Annotated in this window: 17 protein-coding genes; 7 read left to right on the top strand and 10 right to left on the bottom strand. The window is 41.6% G+C overall.

Translation table 11 applies throughout. The features are described from left to right. Positions 1–2: 2 nt before the first annotated feature. From KOL94_RS22005 to KOL94_RS22035, 7 genes are all read right to left on the bottom strand, one after another. Positions 3–653 carry an amino acid ABC transporter permease gene (locus KOL94_RS22005; protein ID WP_311775215.1) on the bottom strand — a complete coding sequence of 217 codons (651 nt, stop codon included), beginning with the start codon at positions 651–653 and terminating at the stop codon, positions 3–5. Continuing rightward, a complete protein-coding gene (locus KOL94_RS22010) occupies positions 646–1,428 on the bottom strand; it encodes a transporter substrate-binding domain-containing protein (protein ID WP_221568819.1) in 783 nt (260 codons plus the stop codon). The genes KOL94_RS22005 and KOL94_RS22010 overlap by 8 nt, the downstream gene beginning before the upstream one ends. A gap of 759 nt (positions 1,429–2,187) precedes the next feature. Beyond that, positions 2,188–3,288 carry an ABC transporter ATP-binding protein gene (locus KOL94_RS22015; RefSeq protein WP_221568820.1) on the bottom strand — a complete coding sequence of 367 codons (1,101 nt, stop codon included), beginning with the start codon at positions 3,286–3,288 and terminating at the stop codon, positions 2,188–2,190. Positions 3,289–3,423: 135 nt separating this feature from the next. Further along, on the bottom strand, positions 3,424–4,317 hold the full coding sequence (locus KOL94_RS22020; protein WP_221568821.1) for a PucR family transcriptional regulator: 894 nt from the start codon (positions 4,315–4,317) through the stop codon (positions 3,424–3,426). A 207-nt stretch (positions 4,318–4,524) separates the two neighbouring features. Continuing rightward, positions 4,525–5,943 (bottom strand): YheC/YheD family endospore coat-associated protein, encoded by a 1,419-nt coding sequence (locus KOL94_RS22025; protein ID WP_221568822.1) that lies wholly within the window; start codon positions 5,941–5,943, stop codon positions 4,525–4,527. Beyond that, positions 5,940–7,313 (bottom strand): YheC/YheD family endospore coat-associated protein, encoded by a 1,374-nt coding sequence (locus KOL94_RS22030; protein ID WP_221568823.1) that lies wholly within the window; start codon positions 7,311–7,313, stop codon positions 5,940–5,942. The genes KOL94_RS22025 and KOL94_RS22030 overlap by 4 nt, the downstream gene beginning before the upstream one ends. Further along, entirely contained in the window at positions 7,306–8,706 is a 1,401-nt protein-coding gene (locus KOL94_RS22035) for a YheC/YheD family endospore coat-associated protein (RefSeq protein ID WP_221568824.1), read from the bottom strand. Before KOL94_RS22035 ends, KOL94_RS22030 begins: the two co-directional genes overlap by 8 nt. 236 nt (positions 8,707–8,942) lie before the next feature. Between KOL94_RS22035 and KOL94_RS22040 the strand changes: the two genes are divergently transcribed. Continuing rightward, positions 8,943–10,082 (top strand): DUF445 domain-containing protein, encoded by a 1,140-nt coding sequence (locus KOL94_RS22040; RefSeq protein WP_221568825.1) that lies wholly within the window; start codon positions 8,943–8,945, stop codon positions 10,080–10,082. Positions 10,083–10,146: 64 nt separating this feature from the next. Beyond that, entirely contained in the window at positions 10,147–10,509 is a 363-nt protein-coding gene (locus KOL94_RS22045) for a YlbF/YmcA family competence regulator (protein WP_221568826.1), read from the top strand. Positions 10,510–10,724: 215 nt separating this feature from the next. On the opposite strand, the gene KOL94_RS22050 is transcribed toward KOL94_RS22045, so the two are convergent. After that, positions 10,725–11,540, bottom strand: coding sequence for an AAC(3) family N-acetyltransferase (locus KOL94_RS22050; protein ID WP_221568827.1), 816 nt, complete (start codon positions 11,538–11,540; stop codon positions 10,725–10,727). A gap of 124 nt (positions 11,541–11,664) precedes the next feature. Here KOL94_RS22050 and KOL94_RS22055 point away from each other — a divergent pair, with 124 nt between their 5' ends. From KOL94_RS22055 to KOL94_RS22065, 3 genes are all read left to right on the top strand, one after another. Next, the gene (locus KOL94_RS22055; RefSeq protein WP_260412603.1) at positions 11,665–12,540 is read left to right on the top strand and encodes a Cof-type HAD-IIB family hydrolase; all 876 of its coding nucleotides are present in this window, start codon (positions 11,665–11,667) and stop codon (positions 12,538–12,540) included. 355 nt (positions 12,541–12,895) lie between these two features. Further along, positions 12,896–14,383, top strand: coding sequence for an aldehyde dehydrogenase family protein (locus tag KOL94_RS22060; protein WP_221568828.1), 1,488 nt, complete (start codon positions 12,896–12,898; stop codon positions 14,381–14,383). 594 nt (positions 14,384–14,977) lie between these two features. After that, entirely contained in the window at positions 14,978–15,322 is a 345-nt protein-coding gene (locus KOL94_RS22065) for a c-type cytochrome (protein WP_221568829.1), read from the top strand. A gap of 146 nt (positions 15,323–15,468) precedes the next feature. Here the strand turns inward: KOL94_RS22065 and KOL94_RS22070 are convergent, their stop codons facing one another. Together KOL94_RS22070 and KOL94_RS22075 are read right to left on the bottom strand one after the other, a co-directional pair. Beyond that, positions 15,469–15,969: an NUDIX hydrolase gene (locus tag KOL94_RS22070; protein ID WP_221568830.1), complete on the bottom strand. Its 501-nt coding sequence runs from the start codon at positions 15,967–15,969 to the stop codon at positions 15,469–15,471. A 198-nt stretch (positions 15,970–16,167) separates the two neighbouring features. Further along, positions 16,168–16,353 carry a YhzD family protein gene (locus KOL94_RS22075; RefSeq protein ID WP_221568831.1) on the bottom strand — a complete coding sequence of 62 codons (186 nt, stop codon included), beginning with the start codon at positions 16,351–16,353 and terminating at the stop codon, positions 16,168–16,170. 140 nt (positions 16,354–16,493) lie between these two features. On the opposite strand from KOL94_RS22075, the gene KOL94_RS22080 reads away from it, so the two are divergent. Both KOL94_RS22080 and KOL94_RS22085 read left to right on the top strand, forming a co-directional pair. Next, complete coding sequence (locus KOL94_RS22080) at positions 16,494–17,393, top strand: ABC transporter ATP-binding protein (protein WP_221568832.1); 900 nt, start codon at positions 16,494–16,496, stop codon at positions 17,391–17,393. Beyond that, positions 17,386–18,657 carry an ABC transporter permease gene (locus KOL94_RS22085; RefSeq protein ID WP_221568833.1) on the top strand — a complete coding sequence of 424 codons (1,272 nt, stop codon included), beginning with the start codon at positions 17,386–17,388 and terminating at the stop codon, positions 18,655–18,657. Before KOL94_RS22080 ends, KOL94_RS22085 begins: the two co-directional genes overlap by 8 nt. The last annotated feature ends 478 nt before the right edge of the window (positions 18,658–19,135 follow it).

Consider the following 19,135-nt stretch of genomic DNA (forward strand, 5'->3'; position numbering starts at 1 on the left):
GCTTACGTTTTGAGTTTACGCTCAAGGTAAGTCTGTATGATGCTTAGTATTGTCGTCAAAGCCCAATACATAAATAAGATTTCAAGAAAGATCCAGAAAACAACCAGATTGGAAGCAGCAATCTGTTCCGCCCTTGCTGTAAGTTCCTCGACTGCCAATACTGAAGCAAGGGAAGATGCTTTGACGATATCGATCAGGGAATTCCAAACAGGAGGGATTGATCGTCTCCAAGCCTGTGGAAGGATGATACTTCTCAAAACCTGAGCGGTGTTCATTCCTAGTGAATAACCTGCTTCCCATTGTCCTTTCGAAATCGATAAAATCGATGCACGATAAGATTCGGAAATATAAGCACTAAAATGCAACGTCAATCCAAGAATTGCAGCTTGCCAACCACTAAAGGTGTAAAGCCATGTCAATCCAAAATAGATAACAAGCAGCTGTGTGAGCAAAGGTGTACCACGAAAGAAGGATACATAAAATCGTGCAACCCCTGAAAGGATTTTAAAATTGGATATCCTCATCAAAACGATGATAAGACCTAAGATTAAAGAAGCGAAAATCGCAATGACACTTAACATTACGGTAATTTGAACTCCCTCCAGTAAGAACGGGAGGGAGTTGATCATCAGGTCTAAGGTTTCTTTATTCACTTACGTCTTCTCCAAAATACTTCTCCGATATTTCAGCGATTGTGCCATCTTCTTTCATCTCGGTCAAAGCTTTATTCACTTTCTCAATTAGTTCGTCTTGATCTTTACGGAAGGTAAATGCCATCTGATTTTCGTTGAATGGATCACCGACAGGTTTCACTTTATAATTACTGTCTTTCAATTCCTGCTGGATGAAAAGTCTGTCATTCAATGCAGCGTCGATTCGATTGACATTCAAATCTGCAAGGACCTGAGCAATCCCTTTATAGTATTTGATCTTCGCCCCTGCTTCTTTTGCAGCCTCAGCATAGTTGCTGCCCTGAGTGGTTCCAACCGTTTTTCCTTTTAAGTCCTCGATGCTTTTGATTTCATTGTTATCTTGATGAACGATGACTTGCCCTCCTGATTTTGTATAAGGTTCAGAGAATGCATACTTTTCTTTTCGTTCATCTGTTATGGTAACCTGGTTCGCTACCATATCGAAACGTTTGGAATCTAGAGAACCGAACATACCTTTCCATTCTGTTGGAATGAATTCAGCTTTCATACCGATACGTTTTGCGACTTCACGTGCAATATCTACATCGTAGCCAGTTATTTCATTGGATTCTGAGTCGCGGTAACTGAATGGAGGATAAGTAGCTTCTGTTCCTATCTTCAGCGTTTCCCTTTCATCTCCACCGGCACCTTCCTTATTATCTTTCATTCCACAAGCTGAAATAATACTAAGCATAAGTACAGAAATCAGTGTAAATAAAAAGTATTTCTTTTTCATGTTTTTTTCTCCCTTTTATGTTATTTAAATCTGATTAATTTCATAGGATAAGTACAAATTTTATTTTAATAAGAATTATTCATCAAGTCAATTATATTGTATTATGCACATCTTCTCATAAAAGCATGTTGGGAAAGAGTTTTATGAAAGCTCTTTTGGTAAAGATGGTTGTTCTTCACAACTCCATTGTAATGGACGTGGAAATATACTCGCTTTCCGCGGGCACAAGAAAAGTGGAAGCGACCCGTATAGTCACGCAGGTCACTGGAGGACTGACGAGGAGGCTCGAACCAAACGAAGACTTGGTTCTGCGTGGGCTAACTCATAAGGATGTCAACACAAAAATGGAATCATTTTCGTGTCTGCGATGAGAATTCTTAGAAGCCTTCCTTATGCTGGCTTCAACGTTCACCACAGGACGTACTTGTACAGGATGTACTGACTTCGACGTTCACCATAGGACGTGGTGGTATTTAGTCGAAGATCATTATTATAGTCGAAGATCCTTTTAAAGAGAGTGGGGTCTCGCCTGGCTCGCTTTTCCCACAGGAGTCTCGTATATTTTCACGTTTACAGGTTTGCATAGACCATAAAGTAGAAGTATCCATAAGCAACAAACTTTTAGAAAACACGCTTTATGAAAGTGAAAAGGGACTGTCCTAAAAGAAAAGTGTCAGATACCTCCAACACAACATTTTGTATGTTGTTAAGAGACTCTGACACTTTTGGGACAGTCCTGTGAATTTGTTTTGTAACTCTTTAACGAATACGGTTTTCAGTTTGTGGATCAAAGAAATGACATTTGTTCATGTCGAGAGCGAGATCAAGCTTCTGTCCGTTTTGGATATCTGTTCGTGAATCCACACGAGCAGTGAAGTTTTGACCTGCAACCGTTGAGTAGAGATAGGTCTCAGCACCCATCAGTTCGGCAACATCGATTGCTGCTGTAATTTTCGAGCCTTCTGACGCTTCAGTGAACACAGGTTCATCGTGGATGTCCTCTGGACGGATTCCAAGAATGACTTCTTTACCTGCATGTCCATTTTCACGAAGAAGTTTCATCTTTCCTTCTGGTACTTTAATTTTGATGTTGTCCATTACAAACGTATCGTCGTCTTGCAGCTTCCCATGGAGGAAGTTCATTGCTGGTGACCCGATGAAACCACCGACAAAAACATTTTCAGGTGTATCATACACTTCTTTTGGTGAACCTACCTGTTGGATAATGCCGTCTTTCATAACCACAATCCGAGTAGCCATTGTCATTGCTTCAGTTTGATCATGTGTTACATATATCGTTGTCGTTTGCAAACGCTGGTGGAGCTTTGTGATTTCTGCTCGCATTTGTACACGGAGCTTTGCATCCAGGTTCGAAAGCGGCTCGTCCATTAAGAACACTTGTGGGTCACGGACGATGGCACGTCCTAATGCAACACGCTGTCGCTGACCTCCGGATAATGCTTTCGGTTTACGGTCCAGGTATTCTTCAAGCCCCAAAATACGGGCAGCATCTTTAACACGTTTCTCCATTTCTCTTTTATCAAACTTACGAAGCTTGAGTCCGAAAGCCATGTTATCATAGACATTCATATGGGGGTAGAGAGCGTAGTTCTGGAACACCATTGCAATATCACGGTCTTTAGGAGCTACATCATTTACGCGTTTTTCACCAATATAAAGGTCGCCGTCTGAAATTTCTTCAAGCCCAGCGATCATACGTAATGTTGTTGACTTACCGCAACCGGATGGACCTACGAAGACGATAAATTCCTTATCTTTGATATCAAGGTTGAAGTCTTGTACAGCGGTTACTTTGTTATCGTATTCTTTTACGATATTGTTCATTTTGATTTCTGCCATTTTGTGAATCTCCTCTCGTTTGCAAACGTTTTCTTTACTTTAGTTATATATAGTGTAGACCTAAGCATTTCAAACGTAAATTGGAGAGATGCACAAAAATTCTGTCGAGGTTTAGGCGATTTGTACAAATGCTTCTCACTCTTCTATGGTGAGAAGCAAATGAATGGTCACGGCATCATCGAATTCCTTTGGATCCAGTCCGGTAAGGTCGGTGAACTTTTCAATCCGATATTGGAGACTGTTGCGATGAATGAAAAGTTTTTTTGCGGCATGTGTATGGTTCAAATTGCAGTCGAGTAATGTTTTGACCGTTTTTAATAAATCAGGTTCCACATGACTGAGGATTTTCTCATAGATATAATGGGTATCTTCTTTTTTTGAGTGATGGAGGAGAACCTTAGTAAGAACGGTAGAAAGTGTATGTATCCGTTGTTTATTTTGGAAATGTTCCGTTGTGATTTTATAAAAAGAAGATTCCTTATCAAATTGATGTTTCGCTTCAGTAATGGAAGAGAAGGTTGAACCAATGAAAAGTGATGTTTTCATATAGAAATCACTTTCAATGGTATGGAGTAATTCAAGTAATTGCTCCATCGAAGCAAGGTGATCTGTTTGCGGTTCAACAAAAACCCCTGTATAACGATCCTTCCAGACAGGAACGACATCTTCAGACAACATGTTTTGGAACGATTCTATGAATAAGTCATGCTCAACATCCTGGCTATGGATGCTGAAATGCAAAAAACGCCCCAGTTCAAATGTTAGGGCGGATTCGGGGGTCCGGTTGTTATATAGAAGCTCATACCAGGCATGCTGGCTTTCATCTTCCTGTACAGGTCGGTTGGATAAGGGGGTGAGAAAAACTCCAAGTAAATTTTCAGAATCACTAGAAAGCACATCCAGATCCACACCGATTTCTTCACCATCTGGGGTGCGGTACCATGTGTAATTTTTTGTTTCATTAGTATCAGTTGCGTGAACAAATGCATTTCTGCCGAATATTTTCTGCAATTTCTTGATTTCAGACATGAACGAAAACCCCTTCAGCATAGTCGTACCTTTATTATAACAAGAACATTCATAACAGTGGGAAACTGTGACATGAATGTTGGAAAAAGAACCTCAAAAGAATAATTTCTTTGGGTCACTTTTCGCTAAAAACAGAGCCTTTATTTCATTAATATAAGAGCAACTATGGCAAAACTGGCGCCTTGGCTTTGCTTTGCCAAGTATTCTTTACTTATCGTTGTTTTCGTCTTTATATTCAACAGGCGGCTCTTCCTCATAAAGTGGTCGGCTCTCGTCGATTTGTGCCTGAGCGTCTGGTCTGAAAACCGTACCTCCAGCCATTCCTTCGTTGATCATACGATCGATATCCATGTAATAACGATCTCGTCCTTCATGCTCGGATCCTTTTTCATCTTTATTGGTCATCGTGCATCCTCCTTTTTCACTAGTATGAGTGAGGGGAGGGTCTTTTATGTCCAAACGGGGAAATCCTGACATTTCTAATATTTGCTGATACCAGTTTCTCAGGGCTTTCTTTTGTATTTCAATTTCATCAAAAATCATCGGTTTTGAATTGATTTCAAATATCCAATACCGTTGCCCCGTATCTACACCTAGATCGATTGAAAACTCACCGACAGGGCTAAAGGAGCGGTCAAGAGTAAAACCTGTTTCAGACGCGATGTTCCGAATAGTGTCTAAATGAAGAGGGGCGAAATCTGAAGGTAAAAGTGCTCCGCCAGAGGGGACATGGGTCGTCAAACGGTTAACGCCTGCACAACGTAAACCATACCCAGTGACGTGCCACTTATTTTCGAGTTTTTGGACAAGGATGCGATAGTCGAACGGTCTGTCTTGATACATTTTACGCTGAATGAATGGCTGCATGATGAAGTTCTTTTCATGCTGCAGGTTTTGCCATATTTGATCGAGATCTGTCCGCATTCTTCTATTATTCGAGTGATAAAGAATACTTCCTCTCCCTTTTTGTTCTAGTGAAAAGATTCCTTTTCCTTTGGAACTTACGCTTGGTTTGATAAGAATCTGGCCATGCTCATTCAAAAAGTCATTCAGCTGCTTTTTTGAGCGTATCAATTTTGTCTCAGGTAAAAACGGTTGCAAATGCGTGTTATCATTCAGGATTAAGTAAGTTTCCCACTTTGGAAAGAAGCACAGGTTAAAGTATGGGATGGAAAAATCGTCCAGCCAAGATAACAAACGATGGAATTCGTTGTTGTCCTCATCCTTTTTATAAGGAATCCTGTTATAGACGAAATCAGGAGGAGGGATCCTTGCGCGTTTCCACATTAGCGAAATCGGGTCATAGGTATAACCGTAAACAGAGGTTGGCGAGATGTCCTTAGATGAAAAAACCACTGCAAGCCCGCCGTTTTCATGGACATAACTGATCAAACGGATGAACGTATCGATATTTCCGATAAACGGGAGGCTGGCTTTTGAGGATGTAAGAATCCCAATTATAGGTCCAGCCTTGTTACGCTCGTTCTTTTTCAGCGTAAGATTGTGACCGCTGTTCCTAGAAAGGGAAAAGGGGAGGGGCTCATCTGCCGCTCCCCATACAAGTGTTTCATCCTTTTCATGGTGATACCACTTTTCAGTGTCCACGTCCCAGCTGATCGAAATCATCTTTTCACCGGAACCTGTCTTTTAATCAGTTGTTCATATAAATAAATCGAGAATTCGAAAGGAAGTCTGGAAGTTCTTTTATCGGACGCACTTAAATTTGGGTGGCTGAAAATCCCGCGTCCTGGTTTGGCGTTCGCTTCAAATAACCAGATTGCACCTTCATGGTCTACTCCCAGGTCAAAACCGATCTCTCCGATGACCCCTTCCATTTTTTCAGATAGTGAATCACTAAGTTTCAATGCTGCCATTTTAATATCTTGTGTGATGGATTTAGATTTCCCCATCTCGTTCACAATATCTTGCAGAGTAAGGATTTTTCCTCCGCTTGTTACGTGTGTGGTTACACTTCCTGTCCCGGCGAGCTTTGCAGCAATTGCGCTGACTTCCCAAGCCCCATCCCTGTTCCGGTTCGTATGGACTCTGAAATCGATGGGTTTTCCGTTACAATTGAGCAGATGGATGCCGCGTTGGGCCATGTAGCCTTCAAGACCTTTTGGGAATTGTTGTCGTAGTAACCTTTTTAAAGAGGTGTAACGCCGCAAGCGATTTTGACCATCGGTCCGGAATTTACAATAGCAGAAGGGATCTTTTCTTCTTTTGATGATTTGTTGAATACCGATTCCAAGGCTTCCGTTCGTAGGTTTTACATAGATATTTTTGTAACGGTGAAGCATTTCTTCGATTTGTGAAGCTTCAGGGGAGTTCAAGGTTTCTGGCAAATAGTTGCGGACCTGTCTGTTATCGTACAGGAGTTCATGGACCGACCACTTATTAAAGAATCCAGGATTGAACCAGAGCATGTTCGTTTCCTGTTCGAGCTTCATTTTCGTTTCAGTGGTGGCAGGTAACCTTTCAATACGCCGATTTGGAAGACGATCATAAACGAGATTTGGAAATGGGAGCGGATACTGGCTCCACCCTGATTTGTCAAAAATATAACCATTGATCTTTTTTTCGTTCCAGTCGATATGATGTGTGCCGAATACGTACGCAGTCACACCCAGTTGTATAGCTTCAGAAAGAAGTTTTGCAAACATGGAGGAACGTTCTCCAATCGGCTTATACGTGCCACCTGTAAATCCGGCCGTAAATATTCCGACTACTGGACCAATGTGCAGGGTACCATCCCATTCATAAATATGGTGTTGCTGGTCTTTTAAGAGATTCAATTTCTTACAGAGTGCTGCTGATAACATATATTGTTCCTTACGATCTGGATGGGGCTGCATGGAAACGGGTACTTCTCGTTGTCCATACATGACTTTTGAAGGGAAGGACCGGTTCATCACCCATTGTTGAAAGAGGCTGAACGGTGTGTAGATGACATCTTCCTTTGCCTCGACAATAGGAATCGATTGAGGGTTAAGCATGATCATACTCCTTTCGAAACTCGTTACTCAAGCCATGTGTATATAGATAGTGAGCAAACAGGAAAACACCTAGGGCTGAGGGGCGTATCTCTCCTCGTTTTAGAGCAGTCGTATAGTGCTTGGATGGTTTCGAGTTCACTTCCAGGATCCACGGGTGTCCGTTCTTATCGATACCGAAATCGATGCCAAATTCACCGAATATACCATCCGCAAACAGATGAAGACTTTCCGCTACTTCAAAGGATAGTTCATAAAGTAGACCTTTGATCGCCTTGGCTTTTGCTGTTTCAAATGATCCGGACAACAGTTCAGTTAAAGGATAAGATTTGGCACCATACGACATATTCGTCACGATCGGATTCGCATCACTCACTCTTGCGATACTTGAGGTAATGCGCCAATCTCCTTTTTCGTTCCTGTTACACAGGATTCGAAAATCAACGTTCCCGTTTGAATGGGTCATCAGAGGAATCCCTTGCTGAATGATATAATTCTCCATTGGTACGAATTGATTGATGAAATTCAATACACCCTTAGTGGATAAAGAGGGGAGTGGAGGATCAATTTCTTTTGATGATTCCAGTTTGAATTTTCCTTCAGTTTCTTTTGTGATTCGTATGATACCTCTCCCTTCTGAGCCATGGTCTGGTTTTAAAAACAATGAAACGTGTTTTGTCATTAATTTCATCAATGTTTCCTCATCGATTTTTTTATGTGTTTCAGGTAGGTAAGCAGCTAAAGCGTCACGTTCTACTAATATGTGAAAAACATCCCACTTAGAGATGAAATGGTCATTAAAATATGGAATTCCAAAATCCTGACAATGTTCGAAAAATCGAACGCATGCCTCCGAACGCTCAGATGTACGGCTGGATATTCGATTATAGATGATATCTGGATATGGAAAGATGGTTTGAGTGAGTTTATCCTCCTTTATCGTATAGCCATGTATCCAGTTGGAGTGGACATCTTGTAATGAAAACAGGTAGAACGTAGCGAGGTGATCATTACATAGAGAAGCGATTTCTTTTGAAAACGCAGTGATTTTTCCGAAAGGGCAGTTTATTTCTCCAGTCTTATCAGCTAGAACTGCTATAATCGGTCCGATTCGTAATTCTTTTAAAAGTGGAATGTAGGTCAGTGTATGGTATCGATCAGGAACGGGAAGATGATGATTTTTCTGGATTTCCTTCGGCACGGATAATGTAAAATAGGATTCATCCAATTTTGTATTACATGTCACCAATATTCGCTCACTGCCGAAGCGGAGCCACAGTTTTTCGTTTAATTGGATGCCCAAATAAGTGAGAAGATGATTGCTGAGCCAAAGTTTATACGGGTTTGAGGAAGTTGTATCGGTGTACGTAAAATAAATCTTGATTTTCCTGGTCATGATACTCCCTCATTTATTTATTAGTTATCGCAGAGACAATCTGCAACTAAGGTTCAACCTTCACTATTGTTCGGTTTCACCAAGTTTTCTTTATACCTCATGGCATAAGTGCAACTAAGGTTCAACCTTTCACTATTGTTCGGTTTCACCAAGTTTTCTTTATAGGCGGGTGTGGATATCGTATACTATGGTAAGAAATGATAAACGGTGACATAAGTACGGAAGGTTGGTTTTTGATGGAATTCATATGGATAATATTGATGATGGTCGCCATTGGAGCAGCAATTGGGGGCTTTACCAATTCACTCGCGATCAAAATGCTTTTCCGGCCCTATCAAGCGATCTATATCGGGCGTTTCAAACTCCCGTTCACTCCCGGGCTGATACCGAAACGACGAGAAGAGCTTGCGGTCCAACTAGGTCAAATGGTCGTTAACCACTTGATTACTAAAGAAGGACTGCAACAAAAGTTAGCACAATCTCATTTTAAAAAAGAACTTGTACATTGGGCTCAAACTGAAGTCGGCAAGCAGCTGGAAACCGACAAATCGATCAACGAGCTTTCCGCAGAACTGCTGAACCAAACACAGTTTAATGAACGGTTCGACGGTAAACTGAAAACGTTTCTGCATGACCGAATTGAAGATACGATCGATCGTCTGGAAGAAAAACCGGTCAAATCGCTCCTTACGGAATCGATGAATCGACGGATGGAAACTTACATACCAGAAACGACAAGGTTCATCCAAAAAAAGCTGATTGATTTTGTCACAAGTGTTGAAGGGAAACGTCAGCTGAAACAATTGATTGATGAATTTCTAGCCGGAAGAGGTATGCTGGGGAATATGATCAATATGTTCCTTGGGAATGAAAGCTTGATTGATAAAGTACAAACAGAGTTGATCAAAATTCTCAGGAAAGAAACAGTTGCATACATGATGGAGCGTGTGATAGCGAAAGAATGGAATGCTTTCAAGGACCGTCCTGTATCTGATTTCATTGAGCTTTTGAAACTGAGGGATTCTCAGGATAAGGCTGTGGATTGGGTTATCGGGCAGATTGATATGGAAACGATTTTTTCAAAACCCCTGCATGAATTGATCCACCCATATCGTCCTACGATTGAAGATAAAGTCATCCCCGAGCTTGTCGATCGTTCATTAGGATGGGTAGGTGACAATATGGAAAAAATCATGGAGAAGCTGCAGTTGTCAGAATTGGTCCGTCAGCAGGTTCAAACGTTTTCTGTTCAACGTTTGGAAGAGATGGTGCTATCGATTTCTAGAAGGGAATTGAAGATGATCACCTACCTTGGTGCACTGCTAGGGGGGATTATCGGCTTTATACAGGGTCTTTTGGTTTACTTTATGACATGAAGCCTGTTATAGTTGTAACGGTGCTTAATAGTAACGGCATTTATTAATTATTAGGAGGCTAACTATGAGTAAAAATGTCCATGATGCGGCATACAATTTAGAAAATGCATTACGTGAAAGTGATGACTTCAAGGAGCTTCAAAGCTTATATGATCAAGTGAATGCAGACGAAAGCGTCAAGAACATGTTCGAAAACTTTCGTAACTTGCAAGTAGAGCTTCAACAAAAGCAAATGCAAGGACAGCAGATCACTGAAGAAGAGGCACAGAAAGCTCAACAAACTTTCGAGCTTGTACAGCAAAACGAAGTGATTTCTAAATTGATGAGCGCAGAGCAACGCGTAAGCATGCTTATCCAGGACATCAATAAAATCGTTACAAAGCCTTTGGAAGAATTGTACGGAACTCCAGAGCAACCTGAACAATAAAGGAAACTAGGTGAAGTCGAGCTTATGGCGAAGGCTGAGCCTTAGTTGAACTTATACTAAAGAAAGTTATTACTTTCTTTAAGTGTAATGAATAATATGAAGCGGCTGACGAAGGTGTCAGCCGTTTTTTTGATAGAACAGTTTTTAGTAATTCCCCTCTTTAAATTTGTAAAACCCACTGTTAATTTCGTAATTTGGTACGATATTACTAGACCTTAACCCTGATCCGTTCCCTGCTCTTCAAACCATTTCACCGCAAAATCAACGGATTCTCTCTGTTTAAATAATTTGCAGGCTGCAGAACCGACCTTGCCCTTCAGAATGTTTTCATTTTCCTTCTCGAAGGCTTTACCGATTTCGGCAAATGGATCATCATCGTAATCGATCTCCAGATAATTCTTCCATAGACGTTTTCCATTTTCGATGATCGGCGCACCTCTTGACACGGTCTTTCTAACACCGGATCGATGCTCAGCAAGGTGAAAAGATGTATGTGTATCGAAGTCAGTTCCTAAAAACAACACATATGCATCAAGCTCATAAGCTTTTGCAATGGGCGACTGCTCTCCTAATCCATTATCAAGCGTATGGTTGTTGGTGATTTCTTCAGCCCGTTTTCCCCATGCTGCAGCAGACATATTCGGATGGTAGCTGCGATAGACATCTGGATACGTCCTGAATTGTTCAGGAATGGATCCTACACCTCTTGTTTTCGTCATTCTTGGATCGAATGCAGGCATTGTCTCCCTGATGGTTTCCCACCAATCCTTTGGGACAGGTGGGTTGACCCAATGTACTGGATCCGAGAGATCTGCCGAATGGGCTTGCATAATCAAGGTCCCTTCCGGAGTAACCGTGTCCATCAAAGCTTGAATGACGGCTTGTGATCCACCGCAAACCCACCCTAAAGATTTTAATGAAGTATGAACCATCAAAGTCATACCTTCGTTTACACCTAGTGTATGGAGATCCTCCTTCAGACTCTGTCTAGTCCTTGGTTGTTCAGTAATTTGTATCTGTTTCTGTTCCATGACGTGTTCCCCCTAAATTTTTCGCCATCCCACTATTTCGGTACGGAACCTTCAAATCCTGTCTTTATCATCGGTTCTATTCATTTTCATTTTGTCATAGAGATGAGAAGAGGAGAAGTATAGATTGGAGGGGATTATCCTGGTTTATCGACTGCTTGCTTTAGACATCGACGGTACCCTGCTCAGGAGTAATTTCAGAATTGATCGTTCGACGAAAGAAGCGATTGATTATGTGAAGAACAAGGGGGTGTATGTCACCCTGGCAACAGGACGGAACTTTCCGTCCGCTCAAAAGATCGCCAAGGCATTGAAGATTGATAGCATCCTCATTACCCATAATGGTGCTTTGATTGCTTCGTCAATTGATGAACCGCTCCATGAAGAACGGATTTCAGCCTATGATGTACGGAAAATCGTACGGATTTTAGAAAAGTATGATGCACATATCCGACTGCTTCATGAACGTTATTCTTTAGGGAACCAAGTACAACAGAAATCCCATATCGTTGCTAAAATGACGATGGGGATCGGGGACCCGTTATTCTATCCGGTAACCTTCACTGAGAAATTGAGTGATCATTTAGAGGAAAAACCGATGTCAGTGCCAAAGATTGATGTTCAATTTTTCAATGATGAAGAAAGGGAAGCGGCGTATCAAGAATTGATAGAAGAAATTGAGGGCGTCCAGATCACTGCTTCTACAAGATGTGATTTTGAAGTAATTCCTAAGTCGATCAATAAGGCTGTAGGTTTACAGATCCTTGGTAAGCATCTTGGGGTTTCGATGGATGAAATGGTCGCGGTCGGTGACTTTACGAATGATATAGAAATGATCCAGATGGCTGGACTTGGCGTTGCGATGGGTCAATCATCCGAGGACGTGAAAAATGCAGCAGATTGGGTGACACGTACGAATGAACAGCACGGTGTTGGCTATTTGGTCCGAGAAGTCTTCCGTAAACAAATGAAGATGCAAATCGAACAACCGATTGAAAATTGATAAAGTGATGAAGAGGCTGAGAAGAGATTCAGCCTCTTTTTAGACTCTACACATACAGAAACAACCATTGGACAAGCATGTTAATAAAATGTTACAAATATTACAAAAAAGATATTCTTGTAAGTGCGGATCTTATATTCGGCTTCATTTATCTGATATTTCGACATTGTAACAAATGTCTATCATCCTTCAATGGCAATGATTTTCACCTCATCTAATAATTTGTATATATTAATTTGCATATTTTGACGATATATATCGACATTAAAATTGTTAAGAAATCATAAATTGAAAGGATTTTCATCACTATCCAAGAAATAGTGAGGTGCATCTTAAATTTTGAAGGAGGATTATGATGGAAAAAGTATTAGACGCTCAATTGAAGCCGAAAGTCGCTGAATTTCTGAATGGAACGAAAAAATTGTTTATCAATGGGGAATGGGTTCCGTCTGCATCTGGTAAAACATTTAAAACATTAAATCCTTCCAACGGAGAAGTGCTCGCTGTCGTAAGTGAAGCGGAAAAAGAAGATGTCGATCGAGCTGTACGAGCTGCACGGAAAGCTTTTGACGAAGGTCCATGGTCAAAGATGAGTCCTGCATCAAGAAGCCGACTAATTTATAAGCTAGCAGATTTGATGGAAGAAAATAAAGAAGAATTAGCACAACTGGACACACTTGATAACGGTAAACCAATCCGTGAAACAACAAATGCGGATGTACCGCTCGCTATTGAGCATTTCCGTTATTATGCTGGATGGGCTACTAAAATTGTTGGACAGACGATCCCGGTTTCCGGTAAGTTTTTCAACTATACACGCCACGAGCCGTTAGGGGTAGTTGGACAGATCATCCCTTGGAACTTCCCATTATTGATGGCAGCATGGAAGATGGGGGCAGCATTGGCAAGTGGATGTACGATCGTCTTGAAGCCTGCTGAGCAAACACCGCTTTCAGCACTATACTTAGCTGAACTCATGCAAGAAGCTGGATTCCCAGAAGGTGTCGTGAACATCGTCACTGGTTACGGTGAAACGACAGGGGGGCCAATCCTTGAGCATGAGATGGTCGACAAAATCGCCTTTACAGGATCTACTGAAGTCGGAAAGCATATCATGCGTACAGCAGCAAATGATCTTAAGCGGGTAACACTTGAACTTGGCGGTAAATCACCGAACATCATCCTTCCAGATGCGGACATGTCGAAGGCGGTTCCAGGTGCTTTGTCCGGTATTATGTTCAATCAAGGCCAAGTGTGCTGTGCAGGGTCTCGTCTCTTCATTCAGAAGAAGTCATTTGATAATGTCGTAGCAGACCTTGTCTCTCATTCTGAAAAAATCAAACAAGGTATGGGTCTTGATCCTGATACAGAAATGGGACCTCTTGTTTCCGAAGAACAACATAATCGAGTATTAGGTTATATAGATAGAGGTAAGTCAGAAGGTGCAGAACTGTTGACTGGTGGTACGAAGCCTTATGATCAAGGTTACTTCGTTTCCCCGACAATCTTTGCTGACGTAAATGACACTATGACGATTGCGAAGGAAGAAATCTTCGGTCCAGTCGTTGCTGCTATGCCATTCGAGGATTTGGATGAGGTTGTCGATCGTGCCAATGACTCTAATTATGGTCTGGCTGCAGGATTATGGACTGAAAATGTCAAGAATGCACACTATGTGGCAAACCGCTTAAAAGCAGGAACTGTGTGGGTGAACTGCTATAACGCGTTTGATGCAGCATCACCATTCGGAGGATACAAGCAATCTGGTATCGGTCGTGAAATGGGCTCCTATGCACTTGATAACTACACTGAAGTCAAGAGTGTATGGATTAACATGAGCTAAGCAACTTCAAAAAGGAACGGGCTGGTCTATTGACCAGTCCGTTTTTTAAAATTAGTGAAAGTATGTACTAGGAGGCCGGTTTGTAGGTCTAAAGTAGTGGTTTGCTCAAGCTGAACTGATTTTTGCTCGAGAGAGGAGTGAAATTGCTCAAGCTGAGCTGATTTTTGCTCGAGAGAGGGGTGGAATTGCTAAAGCTGAGCAGATTTTTGCTCAAGTGAGAGGTGAAATTGCTCAAGTTAAGCTCAAATTTTCTCAAGGCAGCTCAAATTTGCTCTGTGGAATTCATTCACATCTCGAGGGAGAAAGCAGGTCACTGGAAAACTGACAAGGGGGTTATCGTTCTGCAGAAATGATTCAAGTGACTAGACGCTTAGGCTAGCGTCACTTTCCTACGTTCCTCGCTGTATGATACTCCCTTACACGCATTTCCCAAAGCATCGGAAATTTCGTTCTGCGCAATTTCCTGACTACCAATATTAACAGAATCTAATCAATAACTATCGAAAAGGCTGGTTTTCTTAAATGGAAAATTCATGTTTTATATAAAGGATTTAGGGAAAAATGAAAACATCAAAATAATAGTGGGGTGTTCAAATGTTGCGATTCTTATCAATTCTTGCCTTTTCATTATTGCTTGTAGTCGGACTAGCTGCGTGTGGTGGTGGAGGAGATGAGAACGGAGCGAATGAAGGTGATGGCGGAGGCGATTCTGTTGATGTTGCAGCTGCTGAGAAATCTTTTAACCAAAATTGCGCTTCTTGTCATGGACAAAACCTTGAAGGTAGAGGAAACGCTCCATCTCTTGAAACAGTTGGAAAAGACATGGGTCAGGATGAAATTCTTCAGAAAATCCAAAACGGCGGCGGTGGCATGCCTGCAGGATTGATTGAAGGGGAAGAAGCTGAAAATGTTGCAGCTTGGCTTGCGACAATGGAATAACCACATACTTATATTCACAATGACCTTGTAGGAACGAAACACACCTGCATAGGTCATTGTTTTTTAGTAAAGGTTGTTGCTTAGGCACGATCCTATCTTACGAGCAATGGAAATATACTTGCTTTCCGCGCGCGAATCAGCTCGTACTATATGTATCCGTTCAATTGACAAAGAAAAAGCGCATATCCTAGTTCACCGTCTTGAATTTTTCCGTCCTGTATTGATTTTAAAACATCATTGAGCGGCATCTGAATGACCTCGATTTCCTCATCATCATTGAGCTTTTGATTGCCGGAGCTCTTGATTGAATTTGTGAAAAACAGATGTGATAATCGATTGGTAAAGTAAGGTTGAGGATGATAGGGCCCCAAATATGTAAGTCGATCAACGGTTATCCCTGTTTCTTCATCCAATTCTCTTTTTGCTCCATTTTCAGGTTGCTCTCCATGTTCTAGCCCACCCCCGGGTAACTCGATTGTCTGTTGATCCATTTGGTGTCTGTATTGCCTTACAAGGGTAAGGTTTCCTTCGTGTAAGACAACAACTGCAACAGAAGCAACTTCTGATTCTTCAATAAAAAGAGATCCTGACTTTGTCTCAAATACAGTAGAGCCTCGATGTTCAAGCAATGCTTTACGAAAATTCATATCCTGCCTCCCTCTGATACGGCCGAAAATGTAGTTTATACGGCCAAAAAACAGCTTCTTACGGCTAAAATGAGCGATTTATCGGCCAAACGATTCTATTCAACAAAGCTCGCCACGCTCAAGTGGTCGTCAACCAGCCTTAATCCTTTTATCGGATTAGAAAAACGGCATCTTGAATAGATGCCGCCTTCGTATTTGTCATCGATGGAATAAGACGAGTTCTCCAGAAGGGGAGGTCACTCGGCTTGTATGGTTTTCATAATCATTGTCTGCCAGTATATCTTGCCCGATCTTTTTAGCTTCATTGTTGTCAGCTGCTTCAAAGGATTCTTCGTAAATCTTTTCACCCTTGTTATCAAAAACGGTTATGATGTACATTTTCATGTGGATGTCCCAACCTCCTTTTCCTGCTTATATTCTAGGTAATTTCCGAATCTCCTTCTTGTTAATTATTTGGCAAACCCGTAAAAACGATGAAACTTTTTTACCGGGCAACCGTTATATAGGTGAGGGGGAATGAAACCGTGAGTTTACATATTGAAAACGTAACGAAAAATTTCGGCGGATTCACCGCTGTTGATAATGTCTCATTTCATATACCTGAACATCAAATATTCGGCTTATTAGGGGCGAATGGTGCAGGAAAAACGACAACATTCAGAATGGTGATCGGATTATTGACACCAACAGCTGGGGAAATCAAATGGAATGATCAAACATTGTCCCAAAAGGATTCACATTTGATCGGTTATCTGCCGGAAGAACGAGGACTTTATCCAAGTCTGAAAGTTTCCGACCAATTACTCTATTTGGGCCGTCTGAAAGGGATGAAGAAATCCGAAATCGTGCAGCAAATGAAAAAGTGGCTAGAACGCTTCAAGGTGCCTGAATATGAAAATAAAAAAGTTGAAGAGCTATCGAAGGGTAATCAACAAAAGATCCAGTTCATAGCTGCTGTACTCCACAAGCCGAAAATTCTGATCCTCGATGAACCGTTCAGTGGACTTGATCCGGTGAATGTCGAGATGTTGAAGGAAGCTGTCCTTGAGTTGAAAAAGGAAGGGACGACGATTGTGTTTTCAAGCCATCGGATGGAGCATGTAGAGGAGCTGTGTAAACATCTATGCATCCTTCATAAAGGAAGTCCGGTCGTGCATGGGTCATTGAAAGAAGTGAAACGATCTTTCGGTAAAAAGAATGTGACTGTCTATGCTGACTTTGATCTAAGTTATCTTAAGGATATTCCAGGTGTTGTCCGATATAAGCAGGTGACAGAAGGTGTACATCTCCAGGTCGAAAATGAAGATATTTCACAAAAGATCTTCGATAGTATCAATAGTAAAGGATTCGTCCGTAAATTCGAGTTGGAGGAACCATCGTTGAATGACATCTTTATCGAAAAAGTAGGTGCTTCTTATGAATAAACTTTGGATCGTGATGTTACATACGTATAAAACGAGAATACGATCGAAAGCGTTTATTTTGACAACAGTTGCTTCACTTTTGCTTATTCTAGGTCTTACGAACATGCAGACAATCGTCAATACGTTCAACGGCGATGACGAAGACAAGAAGCAAGTGGCTGTTCTTGATGAGTCAGGCAGCTTTTATGAGTTATTGAAACAACAGGTTGACGCAACGTCTGATAATGTCGAGTTGACAAAAATAAATCAGAGTGAGCAAGAAGCAGAAGAAAGTGTCATGGATGGGGGTTACGATGCACTTTTATACCTTGTAAAGAACGAAGAAGGTTTGCCAGAAGGGGTACTAAAGACAGCAACCGTCCCTGAGGCTGGGTGGATCAGTAATATCGAAAATAACCTTCAGCAGACGAAGGTGATGATTGCGACACAGCAGTTAGGTGTGGATCCTGCTGAATTGACCAGCTTGTATGAGCCTGTTTCATTTGAAAAAGCATCCTTGGCAGAAGGGGCAAAAACCGAAGAAGAACTGAATCAAGCCCGATCAATCGTTTATGTGCTATTATTTGTTATCTATTTTGCGGTTATTTTCTATGGAAGCATGATTGCGACAGAAGTGGCTACCGAAAAATCATCAAGGGTGATGGAAATCCTGATTTCAAGCGTTACACCCGTCAAACAGATGTTTGGAAAGATATTCGGGATTGCGCTTTTAGGGATGACACAGTTTTTCCTGATCTTTCTGGTCGGATTCTTATCGATTAAATATGCACCTTCCGGTGGAGAGGAATCAACACAGTCTCCGGCGGATTTTACGTCCTTTATCCAAATCGACCAGCTTCCGATTTCTACAGTTGTCTATGCAATCATATTCTTCCTGTTAGGCTTCCTGTTATATGCTACACTCCTTGCGATGCTCGGTTCCTTGGTGAATAAGGTGGAAGAGGCTAACCAGGTGATTACACCGGTCATTCTTATTATTGTCGTCGCATTCATGGGTGCCATGTCAGGACTTGGGAACCCTGAAGCTGGCTTTGTTGCCGTTATGTCATATATCCCATTCTTCACACCGATGATCATGTTCTTAAGAGTAGGAATGCTCAATATCCCTGCATGGGAAGTTATGCTTGGTATTCTCATCTTGATCGTCACAATAGGTGTTTTCGCAGTCATAGCTGCAAAGGTCTATCGTGGTGGTGTGCTCATGTATGGCAATGCAACCAGTTTTAAAAATTTCAAGAAAGCAATACAATTGACGAAAAAATAGAAACATCCAAAGGCTCTATCGCTTCATCGGTGATAGGGTCTTTTTTATAGGCTGTTTTCTAAAAGTTTATTGCTATTGAATACGGTTTGTATTGATAAAGATTGTTTGGCAACCAGTGAGCAGATGAAATATACGAGACTCCTATGGGAACAGCGTGCCAGGCGAGACCCCGCTCTCTTTAAAAGGACCTTCGACTATAATAATGAACTTCGACTAAATACCACCACGTCCTATGGTGAACGTCGAAGTCAGTACATCCTGTACAAGTACGTCCTGTGGTGAACGTCGAAGCCAGCATAAGGAAAGCTTCTAAGAATTCTCATCGCAGACACGAAAATGATTTCATTTTTGTGTTGAGATCCTGTGCAAGTGAGGAGGCTTGCGGATCTAGGGCTTATGTTATGGAAGTGATGTCTAGCTCAGCGACCAGTCACTTGGATCACTTCAAACTTCCTGCGGCGGCGACAGCCTCTTCGTC

This window comes from Alkalihalobacillus sp. TS-13, assembly GCF_019720915.1.
Lineage (GTDB): Bacteria > Bacillota > Bacilli > Bacillales > Fictibacillaceae > Pseudalkalibacillus.